Origin of the sequence: Paenibacillus herberti, assembly GCF_002233675.1 — a bacterium.
Classification (GTDB): domain Bacteria; phylum Bacillota; class Bacilli; order Paenibacillales; family Paenibacillaceae; genus Paenibacillus_O; species Paenibacillus_O herberti.
The window spans coordinates 354,574-379,246 of sequence record NZ_NMUQ01000003.1 but is presented as its reverse complement, the minus strand read 5'-3'; the positions used below and the strand labels follow the sequence as shown (position 1 = coordinate 379,246).

At 47.5% G+C, this 24,673-nt stretch carries 16 protein-coding genes; 6 read left to right on the top strand and 10 right to left on the bottom strand.

The window, feature by feature from the left end:
* From CGZ75_RS21180 to CGZ75_RS21155, 6 genes are all read right to left on the bottom strand, one after another.
* Window positions 1-810: a carbohydrate ABC transporter permease gene (locus CGZ75_RS21180; protein WP_217900093.1), complete on the bottom strand. Its 810-nt coding sequence runs from the start codon at window positions 808-810 to the stop codon at window positions 1-3.
* A 70-nt stretch (window positions 811-880) separates the two neighbouring features.
* Window positions 881-1,765, bottom strand: coding sequence for a carbohydrate ABC transporter permease (locus CGZ75_RS21175; RefSeq protein ID WP_089526255.1), 885 nt, complete (start codon window positions 1,763-1,765; stop codon window positions 881-883).
* 22 nt (window positions 1,766-1,787) lie between these two features.
* Window positions 1,788-3,086: an ABC transporter substrate-binding protein gene (locus CGZ75_RS21170; protein WP_089526254.1), complete on the bottom strand. Its 1,299-nt coding sequence runs from the start codon at window positions 3,084-3,086 to the stop codon at window positions 1,788-1,790.
* Window positions 3,087-3,323: 237 nt separating this feature from the next.
* Entirely contained in the window at window positions 3,324-4,355 is a 1,032-nt protein-coding gene (locus tag CGZ75_RS21165) for a LacI family DNA-binding transcriptional regulator (protein ID WP_176444950.1), read from the bottom strand.
* Between the two features lie 127 nt (window positions 4,356-4,482).
* Window positions 4,483-5,523 (bottom strand): LacI family DNA-binding transcriptional regulator, encoded by a 1,041-nt coding sequence (locus CGZ75_RS21160; RefSeq protein WP_089526252.1) that lies wholly within the window; start codon window positions 5,521-5,523, stop codon window positions 4,483-4,485.
* 62 nt (window positions 5,524-5,585) lie between these two features.
* Window positions 5,586-5,924 carry a winged helix-turn-helix transcriptional regulator gene (locus CGZ75_RS21155; protein WP_089526251.1) on the bottom strand — a complete coding sequence of 113 codons (339 nt, stop codon included), beginning with the start codon at window positions 5,922-5,924 and terminating at the stop codon, window positions 5,586-5,588.
* A 155-nt stretch (window positions 5,925-6,079) separates the two neighbouring features.
* On the opposite strand from CGZ75_RS21155, the gene CGZ75_RS21150 reads away from it, so the two are divergent.
* Window positions 6,080-6,967, top strand: a complete 888-nt coding sequence (locus CGZ75_RS21150) for an SDR family oxidoreductase (protein WP_089526250.1) — start codon at window positions 6,080-6,082, stop codon at window positions 6,965-6,967.
* Between the two features lie 110 nt (window positions 6,968-7,077).
* On the opposite strand, the gene CGZ75_RS21145 is transcribed toward CGZ75_RS21150, so the two are convergent.
* Entirely contained in the window at window positions 7,078-9,489 is a 2,412-nt protein-coding gene (locus CGZ75_RS21145; protein WP_089526249.1) for a golvesin C-terminal-like domain-containing protein, read from the bottom strand.
* 375 nt (window positions 9,490-9,864) lie between these two features.
* On the opposite strand from CGZ75_RS21145, the gene CGZ75_RS21140 reads away from it, so the two are divergent.
* From CGZ75_RS21140 to CGZ75_RS21120, 5 genes are all read left to right on the top strand, one after another.
* Window positions 9,865-10,830: an ABC transporter permease gene (locus tag CGZ75_RS21140; RefSeq protein WP_089526248.1), complete on the top strand. Its 966-nt coding sequence runs from the start codon at window positions 9,865-9,867 to the stop codon at window positions 10,828-10,830.
* Entirely contained in the window at window positions 10,824-11,687 is an 864-nt protein-coding gene (locus CGZ75_RS21135; RefSeq protein WP_089526247.1) for a carbohydrate ABC transporter permease, read from the top strand. Before CGZ75_RS21140 ends, CGZ75_RS21135 begins: the two co-directional genes overlap by 7 nt.
* 62 nt (window positions 11,688-11,749) lie before the next feature.
* Complete coding sequence (locus tag CGZ75_RS21130) at window positions 11,750-13,276, top strand: type 2 periplasmic-binding domain-containing protein (RefSeq protein WP_089526246.1); 1,527 nt, start codon at window positions 11,750-11,752, stop codon at window positions 13,274-13,276.
* Window positions 13,277-13,390: 114 nt separating this feature from the next.
* Complete coding sequence (locus tag CGZ75_RS21125) at window positions 13,391-15,163, top strand: sensor histidine kinase (protein ID WP_089526245.1); 1,773 nt, start codon at window positions 13,391-13,393, stop codon at window positions 15,161-15,163.
* Window positions 15,135-16,646: a response regulator transcription factor gene (locus CGZ75_RS21120; protein WP_089526244.1), complete on the top strand. Its 1,512-nt coding sequence runs from the start codon at window positions 15,135-15,137 to the stop codon at window positions 16,644-16,646. Before CGZ75_RS21125 ends, CGZ75_RS21120 begins: the two co-directional genes overlap by 29 nt.
* 108 nt (window positions 16,647-16,754) lie before the next feature.
* Here the strand turns inward: CGZ75_RS21120 and CGZ75_RS21115 are convergent, their stop codons facing one another.
* From CGZ75_RS21115 to CGZ75_RS21105, 3 genes are all read right to left on the bottom strand, one after another.
* Window positions 16,755-18,872 carry a hypothetical protein gene (locus tag CGZ75_RS21115; protein ID WP_245851065.1) on the bottom strand — a complete coding sequence of 706 codons (2,118 nt, stop codon included), beginning with the start codon at window positions 18,870-18,872 and terminating at the stop codon, window positions 16,755-16,757.
* A 294-nt stretch (window positions 18,873-19,166) separates the two neighbouring features.
* On the bottom strand, window positions 19,167-21,719 hold the full coding sequence (locus CGZ75_RS21110; RefSeq protein ID WP_245851026.1) for a DUF4832 domain-containing protein: 2,553 nt from the start codon (window positions 21,717-21,719) through the stop codon (window positions 19,167-19,169).
* Between the two features lie 444 nt (window positions 21,720-22,163).
* Complete coding sequence (locus CGZ75_RS21105; RefSeq protein ID WP_245851064.1) at window positions 22,164-24,533, bottom strand: DUF4832 domain-containing protein; 2,370 nt, start codon at window positions 24,531-24,533, stop codon at window positions 22,164-22,166.
* Window positions 24,534-24,673 lie beyond the last annotated feature (140 nt).

Here is a 24,673-nt window from a genome sequence, read left to right as displayed (position 1 = left end):
TCATCCTTTCACGCCAGTAAACACGATGCCTTGGATAAAGTATTTCTGGGCAATGACAAATAGTATGAGGATAGGCAACATCGAGGTGGCACTAGCGGCCATCAGCAAATTCCAGTCAATGTTGAATTCCTGCTGAAACGCCCGGAGGCCAAGCGTAATCGTCCATAACTTCGTATCGTTGAGATAGATCAGCGGATGCAGGAAGTCGTTCCAGCTGTACCGGAAGGTGTTGATCGCAACGATGCCGATAACCGGCTTGGACAATGGCAAAATAATTCTCCAGTAAATGCCGAACAAGCTCGCTCCGTCTACGGTAGCCGCCTCATCTAGATCCTTGGGCAGGCTGTGGAAAAATTGGCGGAACAGAAATACATTGAACGCACCGGCAAAAAAATGCGGCAGAATGAGTGGAAGAAAGGTGTCCACCCAGCCGATTTTGCTGAAGATGACAAAGGTCGGAATCATCCTTACGATTTCTGGGAGCATCAGCGTACTCATAATCAAAGCGAACACGAGATTGTTTCCACGCCAGCGCAGGCGAGCAAGCGAATAACCTACAATGGACGAGGAAAATACCTGACCGAGCACCGCCAGTCCCGTAATGAAAAAGGTGTTGCCGTAATACAGGATGAACGGACGCATAGACAATGCTTCCACATAATTACTGAACTTGACCGGTTTCGGAATCCACTCTATCGGCCATGCGAATACTTGGCTCGGTATTTTCAAAGAGGTGCTGAGCATCCAGATGAAAGGGACCAGAATGACCAGCCCGCCAGCGGTCAGTAATACATATAAAAAGCTGTTCATGATCTTCTGACTTCTCCGGACGCTTGATGTCTTGCGGTGTGCATAAGCGGACAAAATCGCTCACCTCATCTCAACTGTAAAATACTTTTTTCTCGCCGAATCGGAAAACGATAAAAGTCAGCAGACCGATATACAGGAACAGCAGCCAGGATAACGCGCTCGCGTAAGCCATTCGATATTCCTGGAACGACGTGTAAAAAATATGGAGCATGAAAAAGTACGTCGAGCGCGCCGGACCGCCATTGGTCATAATATAAGCTTGGTTGAACACCTGCAGCGCACCGATAATGCCCATGACAAGGTTGAAAAAGATAACCGGGGACAGCATCGGCAGCGTAATGCGCATAAAGGTCGTGAATCGATTGGAACCGTCCACCGTGGCCGCCTCGTACAGCTCGGTCGGAATGCCCTGTAAGCCCGCCAAATAAATGAGCATGCCGCCGCCTACTCCCCACAGGCTCATAATAACGAAGGAGGGGAGCGCCCACTCCATGCTGCCAAGCCAGTTCGGACCGGTTATACTGAACCATTTTAAGACGGAATTGAACAGCCCGAAGCTCGGATCAAACACTAGAATCCACAGGAAAATCGTGGCGATCTCCGGCAATACCGAAGGGAAGTAATATACCGTGCGAAAAAGTGCGATACCCTTCAGTTTCTGATTCAAGATCATCGCCAGCAGCAAGCCCAGCACAAGCGTGAGCGGCACACTAAAAAGGGCGTAAAGCGTCGTAATCCCAATGGAATGCCACACCAGCTCGTCTTCAAACAGCATTTGTTTGTAATGTTGGAGTCCGACAAAACTTGGTTTATTGAAAAAATCATAATCCGTAAAACTCATTCCCAGGGAAAAGGTCATCGCCCCGAGCGTCAGGAACAGAAAGCCGATAATCCAGGGCGAGGCCATCAGCCAACCCGTCAACTCTTCACGTCTGGCACGCCTTGAGCGCTTCATCCAACACCACCCCTTGCGTCGCTTATTTGCCGGCTTCGACCTCTTTAATCAGTTCGTTCAATTCTTCGTTTGCCTTTGCCATAATCTTTGGCACATCGGAGTTTTTACTCGCTAACACTTCTTCCATTTTTGCACCGAAGGTTGTTTCGCTGCGCGGCATAGCTGGATATTGCGTCGGACGGGACACGCCAAGCTCCGCTGTCTTGAACACAGTGTCGCGTGTTTCCGCATCGAGATGAGTGAACGCATACTTCTGCGCGATGTCCTTTTTACTTGGGAATTCTCCATTTTCCGCGAGCACCTTCTGACCGTCATCGCTCATCCACCAATGGATGAAGTCCCAAGCGGCATCTTTGTTTTTAGACTTGGAGTACATGCCCCATGCATTGGAAATTATGATCGGATAAGACCCGTTTTCACCTTTAGGCGGCATCGCAACTCCCCATTTGAACGCCCATTTGGATGGTGTTTTCTCCGTTCCGGCAATATCCCAGGAGCCCGACCAGTTCATCGCCAAGTTACCCGATTCAAATGCAACGCCGCCCGCTTGCGACGCCGATTGCGCCGTTGGTGCAGGTGCTGTTTTATCCGTGTACACCATGTCCTTGAGGAACTGCATCGCCTTCACGCTTCCCGGACTCGTGACGAGAGCCTGTTTCCCGTCCTCGGAGAAATATTGACCGCCCATTGCGTAGGACCATGCTAGAAAATGAGTGCCTACCCACGGTCGAAGATTATAGCCAAATTGATTTTTCTTGGCGTCTGTCAGCTTAATCGCGGTCTCTTTAAACTGGTCAATCGTCCAGTCATTCGTCGGATAAGGAAGTTTCGCAGCGTCGAACAAATCTTTGTTGTAATAAATGAAATAAGTCATATTCAGAATGGGCAGCCCGTGCAGCTTGCCTTGGTATTTATGATCCGACAGGCTTTTAACGTAATAGTCCCTTTCGAGATTGATATCCGACTTTTCCAGGTAGGGGCCGAGATCTTCAAGAAGTCCTTTGGATGAAAAAGATAAATTGCGAGTTGAATCGGTAAACAATACATCAAGCGGCTGTTTTCCTGCGGCCATGGACGTAATTTTCTGATCAATCTCTGAAGTCGGGGCGTTCACGGCGTTAACCGTGATGTTGGGATATTTCTTATTAAAGGCGGATACGATACTTTTCCAGGAGTCGCTTTCCGGATCGAACTTCCAAGACAGTACGGTAATTTTCGTATTTCCGTTAGTTTCTTCAGGCTTAGCGACATTGCCAGAGCATCCGGCGCTGACAAGCAAAGCAGCGAGCGTAACCATTCCGAGCTTTAATCCTTTTCCCAAGTGAAATCCCCTCCCGAAATTAGGCTAATCGTCGTTCGGATGAAGCGAGCTAAACAGAGAAAGCAGCTAGCAGGAAATCCCCCCTCTCAATGATTATGTAGCGCTTACATTTAACCGGTTTCATAAGGAATTCAAGTAAATAAATATGGTATTATTCATTTTATTTATGATAGTCATATTTCAGAGCAGATTTATTGGGAACGGTTGCATAAAAGGGTTTAAAAAAATGCGACTCTCTTATCGCATTTTCTTCGTACTGCCGCGCAGGACAATTTCAGGTTTGCGAACGATTGGGGACGGATACGACACTTCGCCGCTTATCCGTTGCAACAACAATTCCATGGCTGTTTTGCCAAGCCATTCCACGCTCTGGCTAACTGTTGTCAGGCTAGGTCTTGTGTTGCGGAAAAACTGGGCATCTCCAAAAGATACAATCGACATCTCTTCCGGAACCGCAATGCCTTCGTCGATGAGCAGGTTCAAGCAAGTCATGGAGGTGACCTCGTTAGACAGAATAAGTCCACTTGGTCTGTCTTTAGCCAAATAGCTTTTCATAAAATGATAACCGCTCTCTATATCGGTCGGCACTTTCACAACGAGATGTTCTGCAAATGTCATGCCAGCTTCATCAAATGCACGCTTGAAGCCCGCGATACGCTCGATGTTATGGGACAACAAACTCCCTTTCACTTCTCCGACCATAAACCGGATTTCGCTGTGGCCAAGCTCGATAAGATGTTTACCGGCGATATAACCGCCTTCTTCATTATCCGTGCTGACATAGCTATGTTCAGCTGCAGGATCATGCTTACCAATGAAAACATAAGGAACCTTCAGCTTATCGAGATCCGAACCGAGCTTCGGGTTAGAAGGACCTCCTAAAATCAAAAAGCCATCCACAGTATGACGCTGGATAATTTCCCTGTACGATTTGATGTCCTGCCCGCTCAAGCTAAGCAACAGAATATTGTAACCTTCGCGATTGGCAACGGTTGTAATCCCCTTCAACACGGTTGGGAAAAAAGGATTCGAAACGACGTCGCTAATTTGCTGCTCGGAAACGACAAAACCGATGACATTCGTCTTGCCAAGTGCAAGCGATCTCGCAGTACGGTTCGGCGTATAACCCAGCTCTTCAATCGCCTTCCATACCCGCTGCTTGGTCTTGTCGTTGACCAAAGGCGAATCGTTGACGACTCGGGAAACCGTCGACTTGGTTACATTCGCGAGCTGAGCCACATCGAGAATCGTAACCTTCTTGGACTTCATGAAATTCCCTCCTGCATATCCCGATGATGCCATTATAAGGGACGATGCCGATTCTTGCAACCGTTCCCATAAAACAAATGGAGTAGAAGAAACAGCCAGCATCCGATAAACGATGCTGGCTGTTTCTTTATTCGCGGTGAATGAGCTTTTTCGTGCTGTCACGGACGACCAGTTCGGGTTCAATAATCGTCATTCGCTTCACTTTTTCCTTCATAATCAGCTTGTGGAGAACATCAACCGCATTTCTGCCCAGCTGATCCATATGCAGCTTCACCGATGTCAGCTCCGGATAGATAGCCGATGCGAGCGGAATATCGTCAAAACCTACGATGGACATATCATCGGGAATGAATATGCCCGCTCTAATCGCTGCTTTTATCGCCCCGACCGCTGTAAAATCATTAACACAAAGAACGGCTGTAGGACGAGGACGCGAAGAGTCCTGGAGAATTTCCTTCATCAAGCGTTCTCCAGCGGACATCGTGAAATCCCCGTACAAGATACGTTCTTTGGCCACAGGAAGTCCATTCTGATTCATAACTCGCTTAAAAGCTCTGAGTTTCTGCGCATTCGTTGACGTATAATCATGACCGCCGATAAAAGCGATGTCTCTATGGCCCTGTTCGACTAAATACTGCGTGGCCATCGCCGCGCCTTTACTCTCATCGGCTGCAACACGGTGCAGCTCCGTTCCCGGCAAATTACCGTTGACAAGTACCATAGGAATTCTGGCTGCTGTTTCTACAACCTCTTCAACCAATTCAGTCGGGCATTTGGCCAGGTTGATGCGGCCGCCCATAAAAATGATGCCATCAACCTGCTTTTTGCGCAGTATATCCAGGTACTGCGATTCACGATCATAATCGCCGAGTGTATCACACAAGAAAAAGGTAAAACCCTTGTCTCGTGCCGCGGAATCGATCCCGCCGAACACCTCAGGGAAAAAAGGATTGGTAATATCCGGGACGATAACACCTATCGTTCCCGTTTCCTTTTTGAGCAAGCTGCGAGCCAGCGCATTCGGCTGGAATTGATGCTGCTTGATCAGCTTCATAATTTTGGAGCGCGTGCTCGCTTTAACAGGCGCTGTATTATTTAGTACCCGCGAAACTGTAGCAACGGAAACCCCTGCCTCGCTGGCAATATCATAAATTGTCACTTGTTTCATCGTTGGAAGCACCCGACCTCACAGATCCCATTTCAATAAGCATACCAAATGCGGCTTCTAATTTATACGGTCTCATTTTCTTTCTTCTGTTCCATGTAGTACAAGCCCCAATCCTGCAGCTTAATTAATACAGGAAGAATACTGCTTCCAAGCTCGGATAAAGAATATTCCACTTTAGGCGGGATCTCATGATATATCTTTCGATTGATAAGCCCGTCAACTTCAAGCTCTCGAAGCTGCAAAGTCAACATCCTCTGGGTAATATCCGGGAAAGTCCTTCTGAGCTCATTGAACCGCTTAGGCCCGTGGTACGCCAATTGATTTAAAATAACAATTTTCCACTTCCCGCCAATCAGCTTCACGGCTACCTCAACCGGGCATTCCGTTATCGATTCATGCACTCTGCTTCATCTCCTGTCCAGTATAAAAAATGATCCTACATATAAAAAATGTGCGTACTTATGTAATTACGATCTATCTACTATTATGTTTATAGCATAGGAAATCAATCCGAGACAACTTGCCGAACATTTATATAAAAGAGAGGAAGTTCATCATGACAAAAAAACAGGTTCTAGTTTATGGAGCATCAGGCGTTCAAGGCGGAGCTGTAGCACAAAAATTAATCGAGGGTGGATATGAAGTTCACGCTCTTGCTCGTTCGAATGAAAAAGCGGAACAACTCCGCTCCGCCGGCATTAATCCGGTCATCGGAGACCTAGACAATGTCCAAAGTCTCGCCAAAGCCCATGAAGCGGCAACGATCGTTTATTTGCAGCTTCCGGTATTGTTTAATTCCACTGCGGTTAGCCGCTTTATCCAGCATGCCGTAGATGCTGCAAAAGCAGCTCAAACCGAGCTTCTCGTCGTAAATACCAATGTATTCGTTCCTGAGCAAGCAACCGATACAACTGCTCTTAAACTAAAAAGACAATTAAAAGACGCTGTTGTACAAAGCGGCCTTCCCTATATTTTCCTGCAGCCGACGCTGTACTTGGAAAACCTGTGCCTGCCGGGCATCCTGCAGGGGAATGTACTTGCCTACCCTGTTCCAGCGCAAATGCCTATCTCTTGGATCAGCATTGAAGATGCTGCAAAATATGCTGTTTACGCGATTGAGCACCCTGAGCTTGCTGGCCAAACCGTGCAAGTCCATGCTCCTGATGCTGTAACTGGTGATCAACTCGCCGAGCTGTTCAGTAAAGCGCTTGGCCGTCCTGTTAACTTCCACTCCCTGGCCACCACTGATTTTGAAGCGGCGCTTACACCATTCCTCGGAGCAGAAACGAGTGCCGGACTGGCTGGTTTGTATGCTTGGATCGGAGCGAACGGGCAGTTGATGCCACAACCGGGAACTTCCGCTACAACGATCTCGGATCATGTGAGTGGTACGCCTACAGCTGAATGGGTCAAACAAGCGGTTCAGAACGGGATTTTTAAATAAGATATCCGCCTTCAAAGACAAAAACCTTGTTCCCATTAGGAACAAGGTTTTTTGTCAAATCATGCGTTCCGGCCGCCCTTGACGGACGTTGTCGCACGCAGGCCCATAAATTAGATTTTCACAAAGCGCACAGCATCAGCAATCGTATACCCGTAAGCCGAAGCTAGCAGCTTCACGGAATTGGCCGTGGAGGAAGCCGTTAGGACATAAGTTCCAAGCTCAACCCACTGGCCGCCGTTTACGGTCTGATTGACCGTTTTAGACGAATCCAGCACTCCACCGTATTTGATTTCCAGCGGCGCTGCCGTTGGACGGTTGGATGTTGCGGTCCATTTCATATAAACCTTATAAGTACCGGCTTCGGCAATGTTCGGCGTCCACACAGCCCATTTATCAGCATTAGCCGCTTCCGCGCCGTCATGCAAATAGTTTGTGCCTTGGTAACCTTGATCATACGTGCTCGCTGTCCAAGCACCTGTCGTCGAGAAGCCTGGATCTCCATTGTCAACGACGATAACTATCGGTACACCGGCTACTCTTACTCCGTCAATCGTTGCCACTTGGCTGTAGGTCCGGATGCCGGCTTTTCCAGCCGTCAAGCTAACGTCCGTCACCGAAATTTTCTCTTCTCCGTTAAGATACCCCTTGATAGTGCTGCCGTTCATAGACAGCCTCAGCTTGTACGTCGTATTAAGGGATACCGTTTGCGGCAAATTAGCAAGTAAAGTGAACGTCCCATTCACCTTTTTGAGCAGTTGTAGCTTGCTCTCACCCGAATTCAAGCGCAAATAGTAGTAATTGTTGTTGTCCTTGTAGCGCCCCAGAATTCCCGTCGCCGCCGTGTTAGAGGTCGACTTGAGATTAACGTCTGCGAGCATGTCGTAGTTCGTCCATGCCGCATCTCCCCTTGTCGCAACCGCCTCGTTAGCCGTATTAGCTGATTGTTTGTACACATTGGTGCCGTCGGCAACAACCGACCAGCTTCCGCTACCGGCTGTCCAGCCCTGAGCGTCGCCGTCTTCAAAGTTATCGGTCATGAGTGTTTGCAGTCCGGGTGTCGGATCAACAGGAGGCGTTTCGATGCCCGTTACGCCCGTAACGACAAATGTGCTGACCGACTTGGCCGGGACGGTGCTTGTGAAGCTTTTGCCCGACAGGCTCAGACCCGTAATTGGCGCGAGGTTCTCGCTGCTGGTCGTTGTGCGATAGCCGGTCAGAGAGCCGGACACATTCGTGAATTGCGACAGATCATACATAATCGTATTGGCGGCATCGTTGCTATTCATCGTTACAATAACAAGCTTACCGCCTTCATTGTCGTACGCCGCTACTGAATTATCATCGATAATATCGATAATCTGGTAGCCAGGACGAATGAATTTGCTCCATTGAGCGAGCATGTGATATTTCTTATTAATCGTATAAGTGCCCAAATCTGCGTTTGGATCGTTCAACTGAGTGCCGATCGCGCCCCAACCGTTGCCCGTATTCTCGACAACCTGCCAGTTGACCCAAGCACTGCTTTTCATTTCCTTGATATCCTTCAAAATATTTCTAGACATCGTCAAGCCGTCCCAAACACCGTCGCCATGCTCGGAGTTCCAAATTCGTTTGCCGCCAGCGGCGGCATTCAGCCCAGTGCGATCGCTTCCCTCATAGGAGTGAGTATTAAACTGCACAACCTTGTCTTTGGTCGCCTGAGAATAGCTGTTAATCGTATCGCGAGCAACGTCAATATTCGTCTCCTCCGGTGCGCTGATGCCGGTGGCCAATCCCTTTGCGGCCAATTCATCGTACAGTTCCCCAATCATAATCTGCTGGTTAGGCGGCAACATCCGATTGCCTTCCTGGCGATTGTCGAAATACCAGTATCCTGCGCTCGGCTCATTAAACGCCGATAACGTCCGGAAGTCCGTCCCCCAATTGTCACGGAACTGCTTGACGACCGTCGTTAAGTAGTCCGCAAAATCGTCGTACATATCCTCCTTCAAGTTTTCCGTTCCGTTTTTGTTGCCCGTGACGCTTCCGCTCTTCGTCATCCACCACGGTGGGGAGTTAGCGAATGCCTCGGCAATGAATTCATTCTGGTCGATTCGGGATTTGGCCGCATCCAAAACCCAGCGCTGGTTGGCGTCCTGGGTCCAATCATAGGACGCATTCGCGGAAGCTTTATATCCTGGAATTTGCGCGCGCAGGTCCATCGGTGTTTGGAGTCCTATTGAAGCGGGGTCCGGGTTCTCGCCGCCTCCGATATTATAACGAACGATATTGAGATCGAGCCCCTCGTCACTGAACAAAAGATCAGCATACTCGTCTCTAGAGTACACATCGCCGCCTACGCGATTGGCCCACCAGGCGAGTGAGGTGCCCCAGCCTTCCCATGTCTGGTTTTGGGCCGAGGGATTCACAACTGCAGTATATTCCGCAGCATAAGCCCGGTTGTCCTGCACAACTCCCAATCCTGTCCACAAGATGGCGCCGGCTGTCACTGCGCTGAACATTCTTACTCCGGTTCGTTTCATTACTCTATTCCTCCTCTTGTTTTTGTATCGAGTTCAAGCGATTCATCGAACGTTGACTTCGCTGACGGTTAGTTTCGCTAACGGCTTGTTTCGCTCACACTCCCCTTTCATGGTCTAGCCCCAACAAATAATGTAATCGGTTTCACTTTGTCGTTTAAACAACAAAAACCCACTTACAGTTTTCGGATGGACCACTAATGTAATCGGTTTCATGATTGCATAATATTCCATATTTATTCAACTGTCAATGGCACTACAAAAGACAAATTTGTTCTATTAATGCGATAAATCCGTTCCTATTAGCGCCGAATTCTCGATGTTATGCTTTGATTACGGCAAGCTGACCGCAACAAAGAGAAAGAGGTGACAACGTTCATGGCCCTTCCATCCGCACCAAAGGCAAGTCGAACCGGCATACAGCCTGGGAAAAAGACCACTTCCTTATGGAAAAACCTATGGAGCATGCGCTCCTTGTACTTGATGCTTTTGCCCGGAATTATCTATTATGTCGTATACAAATACGTCCCGATGTACGGCGTGTTAATCGCCTTCAAGGATTACGATATTTTGTCCGGCATTGTCAAAAGTCCATGGGCCGATCCTTGGTACAAACATTTTCAGTTTTTCTTTGAATCACCCTATTTCAACCAGCTGTTAACAAATACGTTTTTGATTAGCTTCTACAAAACCGTCTGGGGTACATTTCTGGCCATCTTTGTCGCTGTGCTTATCCACGAAGGCCGCATTCCGTGGCTGAATCGCATCGTTCAGACGCTCAGTTACATGCCTCACTTCCTGTCGTATGTCATTATTTACGGAATTGCAATCGCTTTCTTTTCGGAAACATCCGGCCTGATCAATCGCTTAATCGTGGAAAATGGCGGCAGCGCCATTCCATTCCTCTCCTCCGAGTCGTATTTCCGCAGCGTCCTTGTTGGAACCGACGTATGGAAGGATCTCGGCTGGGGAGCCATCGTGTATTTGGCCGCCATGTCCAGCATCGACTCCACATTATACGAGGCCGCTCGCATCGAAGGGGCTGGCAGGCTGCGCCGCATCTGGCATATTACACTGCCCGGCATTCGCAGCGTCATCATCCTGTTGCTCGTACTTAAAATCGGCTCCGTCCTGGACGCCGGCTTCGAGCAAATCTATATCATGTACAATGTTCAAGTGTATCCGGTAGCGGACATTATCGATACTTGGGTATATCGCGTAGGCTTGGAGCAGCTTAACTTCAGTCTCGCCACCGCTGTCGGGCTTTTCAAATCCGTCATTGGTCTTATCCTGGTTTATTTATCCAACAAGCTAGCTAGAAAGTGGGGCGGTAATCTATGGTAAGCCGCGGCTCAGAACGCTATTTCGATATTTTCATCTATGTCCTGTTGCTGCTGCTAGCTTTCATCTGTGTCTTCCCGCTTCTGTTTGTGTTATCGGTGTCACTTACGCCCTACAGCGAAGTACTCCGCAACGGCGGATTCATCCTCATTCCGAAAAGCATCACTTTTGAAGCTTATAAAATTTTATTCGGGATGGAAGAGATTCCACGTGCCTTTTTAGTCACGATATTTGTTACCGTTATGTCTACCGCGCTCAACCTGATTTTGACGATTCCACTGGCATTCGCTCTAAGTCGTAAACATCTTATCGGACGCGGATTTTTCATCTTCATGATCGTATTTACGATGATGTTTGGCGGCGGGTTGATTCCGACCTATCTCGTCGTCCAGTGGACAGGACTGCTGAATACGGTGTGGGCGATGATCATACCTGGCGCGATTTCCACCTGGAATGTACTTATCGTCAAAACCTTTTTCGAAAATCTGCCGGAGGAATTATTCGAATCGGCACGCATCGATGGCGCTGGAGAATTCAAGGTGCTTTCCAGTATCGCCCTCCCCCTGTCCATTCCGGTCATGGTGACCATCGGGTTATTCTGCGTCGTGGCAAGCTGGAATACATTTTTCTCGGCTATCTTCTACATTACCGACAACGACTTGAATCCGCTGCAAGTGATTGTCCGCAGACTGCTCGTATCCACCAGCGAGCTAGATGTCGGCAATACCGATGTTACGCTGCCAACAACGACCCTGCAGATGGCTTCCGTCGTGATGGCCAGCCTTCCCGTTATCGTCGTATATCCTTTTGTACAGAAGCATTTGACTAAGGGTATGTTAGTTGGAGCGTTGAAAGGTTAACATTATTTCCTTCGGGTTTTCGTTTCACCAAATAGATCAACCTATTGAGAGGGGCATTATCCATGAAAAAGAAACGGAAAGTAGCATTCGGCATGTTTAACCTCCTTACCGCCGCAGCTGTAATAGCCGGCTGCAGCTCTGGATCTAATTCCGGAGCTCCAAACGAGTCCAACTCGGAGCAGTCCGCAGAAAAAACCAACGAGAAAGTGTCTATTGAAGTAATGCTCTCCGGATCAGCGGCGTCGCTGCCCAAGGACGACTTCGTTAAACAAACAATTGATAAAGACCTGGGCATCGATCTGAATCTGACACTCGCCAATACGCTAGATGAGCTTGTTCAGAAACTGAACGTCCGCGCCGCAGGCGGCGATCTGCCGGATGTCATTCAATTCAATCCTGCGCAAAAAAGCGTATTTGAGGAATATGTAAAAAAGAATTTGCTGCTGGAATTAAACCCGTATGAGGAGAAGCTTGCTCCTCTGAAGAGTTTTATAAGTGAAAATTTCCTCAGCCGGGCGGCTATTAACGGAAAATACTACGCCATTACGCAGAATCAGGCGACTAACCTAAGCTCATTTTGGATTCGCAAAGATTGGCTGGACAAACTAAAACTCCCTGTTCCACAAACGCTGGATGAGCTGATGGAGGCTGCCAAGGCGTTCACCGAGCAGGATCCAGACGGCAACGGCAAAAAAGATACGTTCGGCATAACCGGGAAGCTCACGGATGTTGCCGGTTTCGTCAACGTACAGCACGGCACTTTTGATGGTTTTTATATTAAAGACGGCAAAATGGTCCACGGTTTGTCCCAACCTGAAATGAAAGAATCAATAGTCTATTTGCAAAAAATGGTCGCCAGCGGCGCTCTCGATCCGGAAATCGCCAGCAACAAACCCGAAAGCGCCAAGGATAAAGCTTTCCAAGGCAAAGCCGGGATTATATTTTCGGATTGGACGGGCGTGATGAAGGACGCGGAAGTGGCTAAATGGAAAGGCGCAAATCCAAATGCCGATTTTGTCATGATCGACAAACTGCAAGGACCAAAGGCCGACTACATGGCCGTTGTGGGCCTCACAGCGGTTGGTAATCGGATGGCCATTTCCAAAGAAGTAGCCGAGGATGAAGCCAAGCTGCAAAAGGTGCTTGACCTGTTCAACTATACTGCGCAGGATAAAGGAGCTAACTTAGTGCAATTCGGCTTGGAAGGCACCCACTTCACGAAAGAAAACGGCAAAGTAAAACTGACCGATAAAGCGTCCGAAGCTTCCTTCACGTGGGTGTACCAGTTCTCAGGCCGTCCGGAAAAAGAATACCTGATAACCAAGTTCCCGAATCAGGCTCCCTATATCGAGAAAAACGACCAGCTTAAAAAACTCGAGAGTTACACGAACTTTATCATTCTCCCTACAGATTACAACGCGGCTGATGCCGACCGCTACAAGCAGGAAGAACTGCTGAAGTTCTACCTGGATAAAAACAAGATGGAGAACTACGACAAGTTCCTGAACGAGCTTAACACAACGTTTAAGTATAAAACGTATCTGGACAGCGGTTTTCAACAGCTGAAGGATCTTGGCTACGCCAAGTAACAGAAGCACAGATGGGCAAAGAGGCGAGATGCGCAGGCATCCCGCCTCTTTGTTTCTGAACATGCTATACTGATTGTTGCTCAGCAGTGTACTTTGCCCTGGAGGAAGGCCAGTATGAGAATCTTGAAGTTAATCGTTCCGGAAAAATTCAAATATCGTCTATTTGCAGCCGTTGTTGTTTTTATTTTAGTGCCCGTATTTCTCATCCAATTTTACAACTATCAGTTGAGCCAGAGATCCATTTCCGAAGAATTCAGTGAAAAGGCCGCTAAACAGATGGGCGTCGTGAAAACAACGTTTATTAGCCAGGTTCAAAAGCTCTTTCTCTATTATATTTATCTGGAAAAAGATCCAGCGATACATTTGGCGCTTACGGAACCAACAGCCGTAGACGAGTCGCTGCGAACCTCCATGTTATGGAGCTCCAAACGGCCGCCGTCTCAGGACTTGCCTCCCTTTGTAAGTGTTACCCTAGCGGATCGGCTTGGCCATATCTATGAGAGCAGCGACGGAATGTCATCCAATCCGGATTACGAGCTTTTTCTGCAAAATCCCGGCTTCGAAGGGCTGACTCCTTCCGAGGACAGCTATCGCTGGGTGCCCGGCAAAACACTCTCCCTGTTTGCCGTATTGACGGACAACGCAGATCAGCAATACGGTTATCTGCGAATAGATTTTGCCTATTCCAGCTGGTTTAGCGACATCGCCGACGATCTGCTGCTGCTTCAGAATTATGTCCTCCTCAATGAGGACAAACAGCCGCTTAACTCTTCCGAGTCGCTTCGCTTCATGAATGTAAACTTAGTTCGGGCTATGATTGACGATATTGGCTCAAAACCGATCGTCCAACGGACCGATGAGCGACATTCCGCTATTTTAACCGCCAGCTCGATTTATAACTTTAACTGGTATATCGTATCTTCGCTTCCGCTCAGCACTTATTTGGGCAATATGAAGGAAATCCAATATCAAAATATAACAACGTTGCTGCTTTTATCACTTATTTGCATCGCAATAACGTTTCTTATATCCAATGCCGTATCACGCCCGCTCGCTTTACTGCAGCGCAATATGGCAGGCTCCGCTTCAAAAGAACTGCAAACCCGTGTTCCAGAGCGGCTGTTCAGAGGCGAGATGCTTGAGCTCGCTCAGACATATAACCAGATGATGGGGGATATTCAAGGTCTCGTTCACAAGCTCAAGCTGGAGGAACGGCAGAAAGAAGCGCTGCATTACCAAATGTTGATGGTGCAAATGAATCCGCATTTCCTGCTGAACACTCTCAATACGATCAAGTGGAACGCTCTCGACAAAAACGACAGCGATACAGCGGAAATTTGTATCGCGCTTGGCAAGCTGCTAGAAACAAGCCTCAACTCCGACGTGGAGCTGATTTATCTCAAGCAGGAATTGGAGCTGCTCCAGGCTTACATCTTTATTCAGAATTTCCGATTCGACGGCTTGGTGGAAGTTCAATTTCATATTCAAGAAGGAATCGAGCATGCGCTCATCCCGAAGCTAATCTCCCAGCCGCTTGTAGAAAATGCGTTAAAACACGCTTTTCCCGTCCTGAACGGCGAAGCTCGGATCTTCGTACGCGGATATACCGAGCGTCAGACGCTTATTCTCGAAATTGAAGATAACGGAATCGGCTTGAAGCAGGCAGAACAAACGGCCCGTAGAGACGACCGCAAAGGCATCGGACTAGACAATGTACGCCATCGACTGCAGCTACTTTTCCGCAAGGAAGGTCAGCTCGAGCTTTCCGAAGCCGATTCCGGCAACGGCAGTGGTGCAATTGCCCGCATTTCGATTCCGCTGCTCGTATCCAATCCTTATCAGTCAGAAGGTGATAAACATGTGGAAAATTCTTTTGGTGGAGGATGAAGTTTTTGTCCGCCGTAAGCTGCGCAAGTTAATTCAATGGGAAAAACATGGTTTTACGGTAGCTGGAGAAGCTTCAGACGGCGAAGAGGCGTTGGAACTCATCCATCGAATCCAGCCCGAGCTAGTCATTACGGACATTATGATGCCGGGTATGGACGGCCTGGAGCTGCTGAGACAGGTGCGCAGCGAAGGAGTGAATTGCCGATTCGTCATGCTGACCTGCATGGGAGAATTCGAATATGCGCGGAAAGCGCTCGAGCTCGGAGCTAGCGGCTACGTGCTCAAGCTGTCCATGAGCATATCCGAGATGGAAGACCTGCTGCTCAAAACCGGCAAGGAAATTGAGCGCAGTACACAGCAGGAGCAGCTTGAGCTCATTGGGGCATTCGACCGTTATTACCTGCAGCTGCGGGAAAGCTTGCCCCTCTTGTCGGTAGACGAAACGGCCAGCTTGCTAGTCGCCCCACCCGTTCCTCCTGCCGCCTTCGGCCGAGTATGTTTGTTATCTTTCCTTCAATCGGAGGCCAAGCCGAACACCGAAGCTCTGATCGCTTCCGGAGCGGTCTCGTCTTCGTCGAAAATTTGGCCGGGAGCATTTTCCACCGAAGGCGTAACAACGCTGTTCTTTTGGTCCGATGCCGATCTGACAGTGAACCCGCAGGCTTTGCCCGACCGCTCCGTGAGAGGAGTTTATAGCGATTCGGTTGCTCCTTCCCGCCTGCAGGAGGAGTGGCCGCGGCTGCTCATACTGGCCAATGAGCGATGGTACGAGGATACGGAGGGAATAGCAGAGGCTTCAGGTGTTCTGGCACAAGTGAAACAAGCGGATCAAGCGGATCATGAAAAATCCCACTCATGGCGTATGGAAAAAGAGATCATCGCCGCATTCGAGCAGTCGCGTCCTCATGACGCTGAAGCCGCCCTGTCCGCTTACTGGCGGGAAATGCGGAACAGCCGGGTACAAATCTCCCATGTTTGGCAGACGGCGCGCTCGCTCGATCGTATTTTCACGAATATTGCCGGAGCCGCCGCAACCGGATTCTCCAGCTTCGATCCCGAGACGGCACGATCTCATAACGAGCTGCTCTCCCGGCTTGCTGAGCGGTCGACCGGACTGATCAGCCGCATGTCCGGCGGGGCTACCCGCCAAGGCACAAGCCACCCTGAGATCAACCGCATCCTGGATTATTTGGAGCGTTATTATGCGGACAATATTACACTGAAGGCAATGTCCCGCCTCGTATCGATGGATGAGCATTACCTAAGCCGGCTGTTCAAGCAAAAAACCGGTGAAACCTTCATCTGTTATCTGCAGAAGCTGCGGGTGAAAAAAGCGAAGTTGCTACTCAAAGAGACCGGACAGCCGATCAGCGAAATTGGATATAGCGTCGGCTTTCCGAACGATAACTACTTCGTGAAGACGTTCAAAAAATGGAGCGACGTAACGCCGGGACAGTACCGGAAAATGTCGCAGCAGGCTTAAGAACAACGAGCCATTCTCCGCACGGAGAATGGCTCGTTGTCCTACTGCAAAACCGATGAGTCTGCTTGTCACAAACTCTCTAAAACTATCCCGCAAGACCATATCCGATTAGCGGTTAATAACAGAAATACTATTATATTGTGCGTAATTATAGCCGCTTCCCAGTCCTACCATGCCTGAAGCATATGTACTGTCGTTGAGTGATGCAACAAGATGACCGTCAATAAAACCCTTAATATTCGTACCACTGAAGCTTAATTTTAATTGATGCCAAGTTTCTGCTGAAAAAGGCACATTTCCTGAAGCCAGGATGGTATCGGAATCTTTTAACGGGTCTGCAATTCGCAAGCTCCAATCTCCAACCTGATCCACCTGCAGCTTGTAGCCAGTAATCAATGTATCATTGATCCATTGACGTGGCTTTGTGCCAACGCGTCCACTAATGGATACCGTCCCAGGCGTTTCATTGCCGTACATATCTTTCCCGCAACCTTCAATTAATACATCCGAGCTGTAGTCATAATCAGTCCAATCAAGATCGCCCAATTGAGTATGTGTACCATATCGGATACGAGGGGTCATCCAAGCATCCCACTGTTTCATTGGACCTGCAACAACCTGACGCAAAGCTTTGCCACCGCCGCCAAACTTTTCGGAAACCTCGAATACACCTTCAACATCTGAGGTATACTTCGGCGTTTCTCCTCCATCATAACTTTCAAAATCATCATGATAATTTTTAGGGAAAGACTGAGATGCCGGGATTGGATAATCAGATAGACCTTTTTGCTGCCCCGTCGTTGTTGTTAACGAATAGATCGAATCCGGCTCAACGTTAATTGAATACGAATAATCCCATGGAGTGATATCAGACTGTTGAATAAATTGTTGCACAGCATTTGATTTCCATACGTGAACCGTGTCGGTACATAAACCGCCTGTCAGCTTGAATGTAATCGTCTCCACAGAGTTACCCGTTACCAAAATAATACTGTAATTGTCGCCGCCATCCGGCTGCTTCAAAGTTACGTAAGAGGTTCCTCCTGCCGTGATACCGCACCCGCTGTCAACATATTTCCAGCCCGGCTGAGCAAATTGATTCGTATGCGCGGCGGCCCAGATCCCGGGCATAACGGTGTAATTACCTGACCACGGTTCGCCAGCTACCATGACACCTGTTTTCGGAAACGACAAATTGGGATAGGATGACGCGATCATATGCCATACATTTGTTTTGGTGACCTTGGCATTAATATAGTTGTTATTCATGATCTTAGCTAAATCGAGAGCGCCCTTCTGGTTGTTGACGCTTTCCCAATTGCTGCTCCCTGTCCAGCCCTCGCTCTCCCATAACGTTAAACCAGAGTTTTGAGCGGTTTCCGCAGAAGTACTCTTCACATAGTGATAACCGATGACGGATACAGCATTTTTCAGCGCAGGATCGGCTAAAACTTCATCAATGAAAGCCCAAGGCGATCTTGGGTTATAGGGTTCATTTTCTCTGCCGCCAATATCAGGAGCGACAATTTTTACATGCTGTAATCCATTTCGATCAAGCGTAGGTCTCAAAATATTGACGATGTAATTCTTCAAATAAGAAGGACTGTTTGGATCACTAGGGTTCTCTAAATCAAGCCCTACAAAACTCTCATTTTGATTGCCTGCAACATAGTCAATATCCAAACCCCAAACTCTCTTGGCTCCCTTAATATAGCTCACCAAATAATCCGCATTATCCTGAGAATACATAGCATACTTGCTGTTGGCGTTTTTATAGTAGATGTTGTTGTCATTGCCGATGTTGGTGCTGAAGTCGTTAATCCACCCAGGGGCTCCCCACTGCAAAATATCAAGTTTAATATCCGGATTCCGCTTCTTCGCTTCGCTCATTAACCAAAGTTCATAGCCGCGATTCATATTCGGATTGTCGAGCTCCTCCCTCGTTCTCGCGTGGGTTGGCTCTGTCCCAGTGGTGGAAAAGACATCTCCGCCTACCTCGACTTTTAAATGGGTATAACCCGCCCCATAATTGGGCTTGAAGAGATAATCCAGAATGTCACTACGATAAGGCTCGGGATAATCAATCAACAGACGTGTATTTCCACCTCCGCCACTAACTACACCTTCTCCTTCAAAAACTCTTCCCGCTCCGTTGCCAGCAATAATCACAGAAGTAGTAGCTGTGGAAACTGAGGCTGATTCGCTTACCCCATTATCAGAAAACATTGTCACGATAAGATACACCCTCTCTATAGAAGGACAGCAAATTGAATATAATTCAGAAGAGCAACAATTCGGCCTCGTGGATTTCAGAACTATTCAAAGCATAACACCGAGAATTTCTGGCCAATAGGAATAGGTTTAACCTATTTATGGAACAGATTTGTCTATTTTCAAGTTGATATCTTTTGCCAAAATAAAAATCCCCTCCGGCCAACAGTGCGGAATTCATGGAATCATGAACTCTCTCTTTTCACTGCCTACCGAAGGGGATAAAATCAAACCGAGTTTAACTTGACGTTATTTAGTTACGGTGCCGAGCTTAAATGTGCCATTCTGGTGTTTGCCCTCATTGGCGAAGTCCACTCCAGGCAAATTAGTTTCTGGGTTCATGATTCCAACATAAACATCGTAGGAATTTCCAGATGGAAGATGCTCTACCGGAAGAGTAACATCGACTTTATGGGTTCCCGTTTTCCACGTTGTAAGATCGGCGTTTGTTGCCGTTCTGGAAACGAGGTTCCTGCCGTAGTAAACAAGAACTTCAAGCTTCCAATTGAACGGGAAATGCTGCATGCCTTTATTCTCGATAGTGAGGTTAACTGGCAATGAGCCGCCCGTAACAAGCGAAGGATACTTGGCTTGTTTCAAGACAAAATGATAGCCCATTTTTTTCTTTAACGTATCCATATTCGCTTGCAGACTATTACCAACAGGCAATGCGGCAGGCGAGTTAGGGCCGAGCCAGCTTATTTTACTCATCTCGGTTTGACGCAATGTCTCATCAAAACCACTGCCTGATGTCAAGGAAGCCTTCATCCCGAATTCGCCGCTATAAAATTCTCCGGCGGATATGCGGCTATCCCAGAAATTAGCATTGCCAGGCTGCTTTTGTCCAAGATCGTCCCAATAGCCGTTTTGCGTTCCTGTATACCATCCCCAGTCAGCATCAAAACTAGCCTTATCACCAAATACATCATTAAACATTCCGAGCTTCATGCCTTTATTATTGTTCGTAGCCAGCTCAACGCTGCGGCGGATCAATACCTGTATTTTATCTTCTTTGCCAGCGAAGGCATCGAGATACTGCTGAACGTATTGGTTTGAAACTTCAACTGTAGGGAAAACTCCCGTATAGTTCTTTACACCACTTGGTCCATTATAAGGCCAGGTGTGGAATTCGCCCCAATGCCCAAGGGAACCGATTTGTACAAAAGCAACAGGGCGTTCGTTCGTATAGTAACGGTTTGCAATAGCTTCAAGGAGCAGCTTATGGCCCTGAATTACCGAAGGCGCGCTGTAGTTAGGAGAAAAGCCCGTATTGTTTCCGGCTCCCATACCGCCTGTTGCATCGCTATAGGCCGTTCCCGGTGATTGGCCAGCAGCGACAATTTCGTTGTAAAGCCAGTCTGGAATATCACGATGGGCTTGGCCCGTCGGGTTATCCATAATAACCCTGAACACAACTTTTACGCCTTTGCTTTTCCAGTAAGCAAAATTGTTCGTTTTTTCGATGGCTTCAAAATTATAATTGCCTTTTGTCGGCTCAAGCTCTTTCCAGGTTACGCCTGCGTAAACAAGCTTGACTGGCTGCGAGTAGGACGTTGTCTTAGCAGAAGGCGCCCAGCCTTTAAACGGATTGTTCAAAGGGCTGTCCAGTTCTACAAGATCATTAGTAACCGTAGTTGGTGTAACCGATTTGGACGCTTCGGCTTCCGTAATCAATACATGAGAAGGAGTCGGGAGAATGTCCGAAGGTAATCTCTCCATCTCTGCAACGTTATCATAACCTATTTTTACTTTTGATCCCATTTTGCTGTTTAAAGCGGATAAAAGAATGGAAGCTTCCAGTATAGAAGAGCCTTGGGAAAATTTATGATCCCCCGTAACTTTAGTCCATTTTGGAGTATTATTTGTCATGCCTTCGTATTTAAACAAGGAGCCATTTTCAATTTTCCAATCAGCCTTCAAATTCCATCTGCGTACATCAAACCCATTTGACGGATTATTATCGGTATCCAGCCATACAGTGCCTTTGTTCACATTTTTTTTGCTGTTAAGAAGCAGGTACAGATTCGTTTCGTCATTCGTTATTTTCAGGGTAGGGCTGTTCGCTCCCCCATTAGTAGCGGCTATTTTCACTCCGCTCCAGTCATTTACACTGCCATCTACAGTAATTTTGCCGGGAGCTGCAGCTTCAGGAGTTGTGACTACTGGAGCTGGAATTGTCGCTACTGGTGGAGCCGTCACTACTGGAGCTGTCGCTTCGCCAGTCATAACATAGGCAGGAAGCGTACCATTCGCCGCAGGCAGCCTATTTATTTCCGATCTGTTGTCGATATAACCTAGTTTGAGCGTGCTTCCAACGTTCATTTTCAACGTGGACAAAGGAATAAGCGCTTCCACAGCAGAACCGCTGCGGGACATTTGTTTGGAGTCAAGAGTTGCTTTCAAGTCCCAGCTCCACGAAGTACCATCTCCGGAGTAGCTATATAGAGTATTGTTTTCGAGCATCCACTCGACGCCGTTAGCTCCCCAGCCGGATGCCTTGTAACCGGTCGCCGAATTATTGTCTGTATCCAGCCAGAAGCTGCCTGTTACCGTGCTCAGACCCGCGCCTTCAACGAAGAGGTACAGGTTTGTTCCATCATTCGTTGCTTTTAAGCTCGTTGCCGTTCCTGTGTTAGTTACAAGCGAATTTATTCCGCTCCAGTCATTTGCATTGCCATCTACCGTAACAGCAGCCGCTTCCACTTTATATAAGCTTCCTATCGGTGGAAACAACGAGATCACCATGGCAATAATTAAAAACAGAACGACGATCATCTTATTTGCCTTAACTGAACTGTTCAAAAAAACCCTCCTAGAAATTTGTTCTTTTAATTAATTCCAAATTCATTAATTCATCCTTAGAGTCGTATTTAACCCCCTTATTTTCCCTTGTATTATGAAATGGTTTTTCCATTCCCTTGAATACAATAGATGAAATATCATTAATTCACAATGAAATATTAATGGAAATTAATTTATTTGTAATTATTATAATTAAATTCATCAATAATAATAGTATACAATTGATAATCAATATTATTATACAAAAGAAATGTTATGTCGAATAAATATTTTACAAGGAAAATATTTTAGAGGAAATTAAAAAAAATGCACCCCCTAGAATTTCATTGGTTAAGTTCCAATGTCTATTCTAAGGGGTGCAGTAAAATAGTGATGAGTTCATGATTTCATGAGCTCATCACTGTCAAACGTATGGGATAAAATCAAACCGTTTTTAACTTGATGTTATTTAGTTACGTTGCCGAGCTTAAATGCACCATCTGGGTATTTGCCTTCATTCGCAAAGTCCACTCCAGGCAAACCAGTTTCCGGATTAATAATCGCAATTGAAATTTCGTATTTTCCGGAAGGAAGTCCCGATGTCGGAATGGAATCAGCAATTGTATAACTTCCCGTTTTCCAAGTTGTCAGGTCAGCGTTTGTTTTCTTTGTCGCAACTACTTTGCCTTCGCTGCGAAGCTGAATTTCAACAGACCAATTGAATGGGAAATGCTGCACTCCTTTATTTTCAACTGAAACTTCAACCGGGAATAAATTCCCATTAATAACTGAAGAGTGTTTGACTTGTTTCAAAACAAAATGATAACCCATTCTTTTTTCTAACTTATCCATATTCGCTTGCAAACTATTACCGACAGCCAAAGAAGCAGGCGCATTCGGGCCAAGCCAGCTAATTTTGCTCATTTCGGTTTGCCGCATCGTCTCATCGAAGCCAGCCCCTGATGTCAAAGCTACCGTCATACCGGATTGTCCACCATAAAATTCTCCGGCAGAAATACGGCTATCCCAAAAATTAGGGTTTCCGGGCTGTTTCTGACTAAGGTCATCCGAGTAGCCGTTTTGCGTACCTGTATACCATCCCCAGCTGTCATCGAAACTTCCCTTATCACCAAATACATCATTGAACATTCCGAGCTTCATACCTTTATTGTTGTTGGTAGCCAGCCCAATGCTGCGCCGGATCAGGACCTGCATTTTATCTTCTTTGCCGGCAAAGGCATCGAGATAATGCTGAACATACTGATTTGAGACTTCATTTGTAGGGAATTCCCCGGTATAGTTGTTCTTTTCACCATCTGGTCCTCTATACGGCCAAGTGTGGAATTCGCCCCAATGTCCAAGGGAACCGATTTGTACAAAAGCAATAGGACGTTCATTCGTATAATAACGATTTGCGATAGCGTCGAGGAGCAGCTTATGCCCCTGGATTACCGAAGGCGAACTGTAGTTAGGAGAAAAGCCCGTATTATTTCCGCTCCCCATACCGCCTGTCTCATCTCTATAAGCAGTTCCGGGCGATTGGCCAGCAGCGACCATTTCGTTGTATAGCCAGTCTGGAATATCACGATGCGCTTGCCCCGTCGGATTATCCAAAAGAAGCCTGAACACAACTTTTACGCCCTTGCTTTGCCAATAAGCAAAATTATAAGTTTTTTCGATGGCTTCAAAATTATAATTACCTTTTGTTGGCTCCAAATCTTTCCAGGTCACACCTGCGTAAACAAGCTTGATAGGCTGTGCATAAGATGTTGATTTGGCAGAAGGCGCCCAGCCTTTAAACGGGTTGTTCAACGGGCTATCCAGCTCTGTAAGATTGGAAATAACCATAGTTCCTTCCGGCTTCGGCGTTGCTGTTGGTTGTGGCGTTGCTGTTGGTTTTGGCGTTGCCGTTGGTTGCGGCGTTGCCGTTGGTTGCGGCGTTGCCGTTGGTTGCGGCGTTGCCGTTGGTTGCGGCGTTGCCGTTGGTTGCGGCGTTGCCGTTGGTTGCGGCGTTGCCGTTGGTTGCGGCGTTGCCGTTGGTTGCGGCGTTGCCGTTGGTTGTGGCGTTGCCGTTGGTTGCGGCTTAGTACCAGCAGTTAAAACATAGGCCGGAAGCGTCTGTTTCGCCGCTGGCAGCCTGTTTGTTGCTGAGTTGTTATCAATGAAGCCTAGTTTGATCGTGCTTGCTGCATTCTTTTTCAACGTGGATAAAGGAATAAGTGCTTCAACAGCAGAACTGCTGCGGGCAAACTGCTTGGAAGTTAGGGTCATCACTGAGCTCCAGCTCCATGAACTTCCATTTCCTGTGTAGGTATAAAGAGTGCTGTTTTCGACCATCCACTCGGCGCCGTTAGCTCCCCAGCCACTGGCCTTATAACCGGTTGCCGGGTTATTGTCTGTATCCAGCCAGAAGTGGCTTGTTGTCGTACTGAGTCCCGTACCTTCAACGAGCAGATACAGGTTCGTTCCATCATTTATTACTTTTAAGCTCTTAGCCGTTCCTATATTGGTTGAAAGTGACTTCACTCCGCTCCAATCAGCTGCCTTGCCATCTACTGTAATAGCAACGGCTTCCGGCGCTTTAGCTACAGCAGTCAGAACATAGGCAGGGAGCGTCTGTTTCGCCGCTGGCAGCCTGTTTGTTGCTGAGTTGTTATCAATAAAACCTAGTTTGAGCGTGCTTCCTACATTCTTTTTCAACGTGGATAAAGGAATAAGTGCTTCAACAGCAGAACTGCTGCGGGCAAACTGCTTGGAAGTTAGGGTCGTCACTGAGCTCCAGCTCCACGAGCTTCCATTTCCTGTGTAGGCATAAAGAGTGCTGTTTTCAATCATCCACTCGGCGCCGTTAGCTCCCCAGCCACTGGCCTTATAACCGGTTGCCGGGTTATTGTCTGTATCCAGCCAGAAGTGGCTTGTTGTCGTACTGAGTCCCGTACCTTCAACGAGCAGATACAGGTTCGTTCCATCATTTG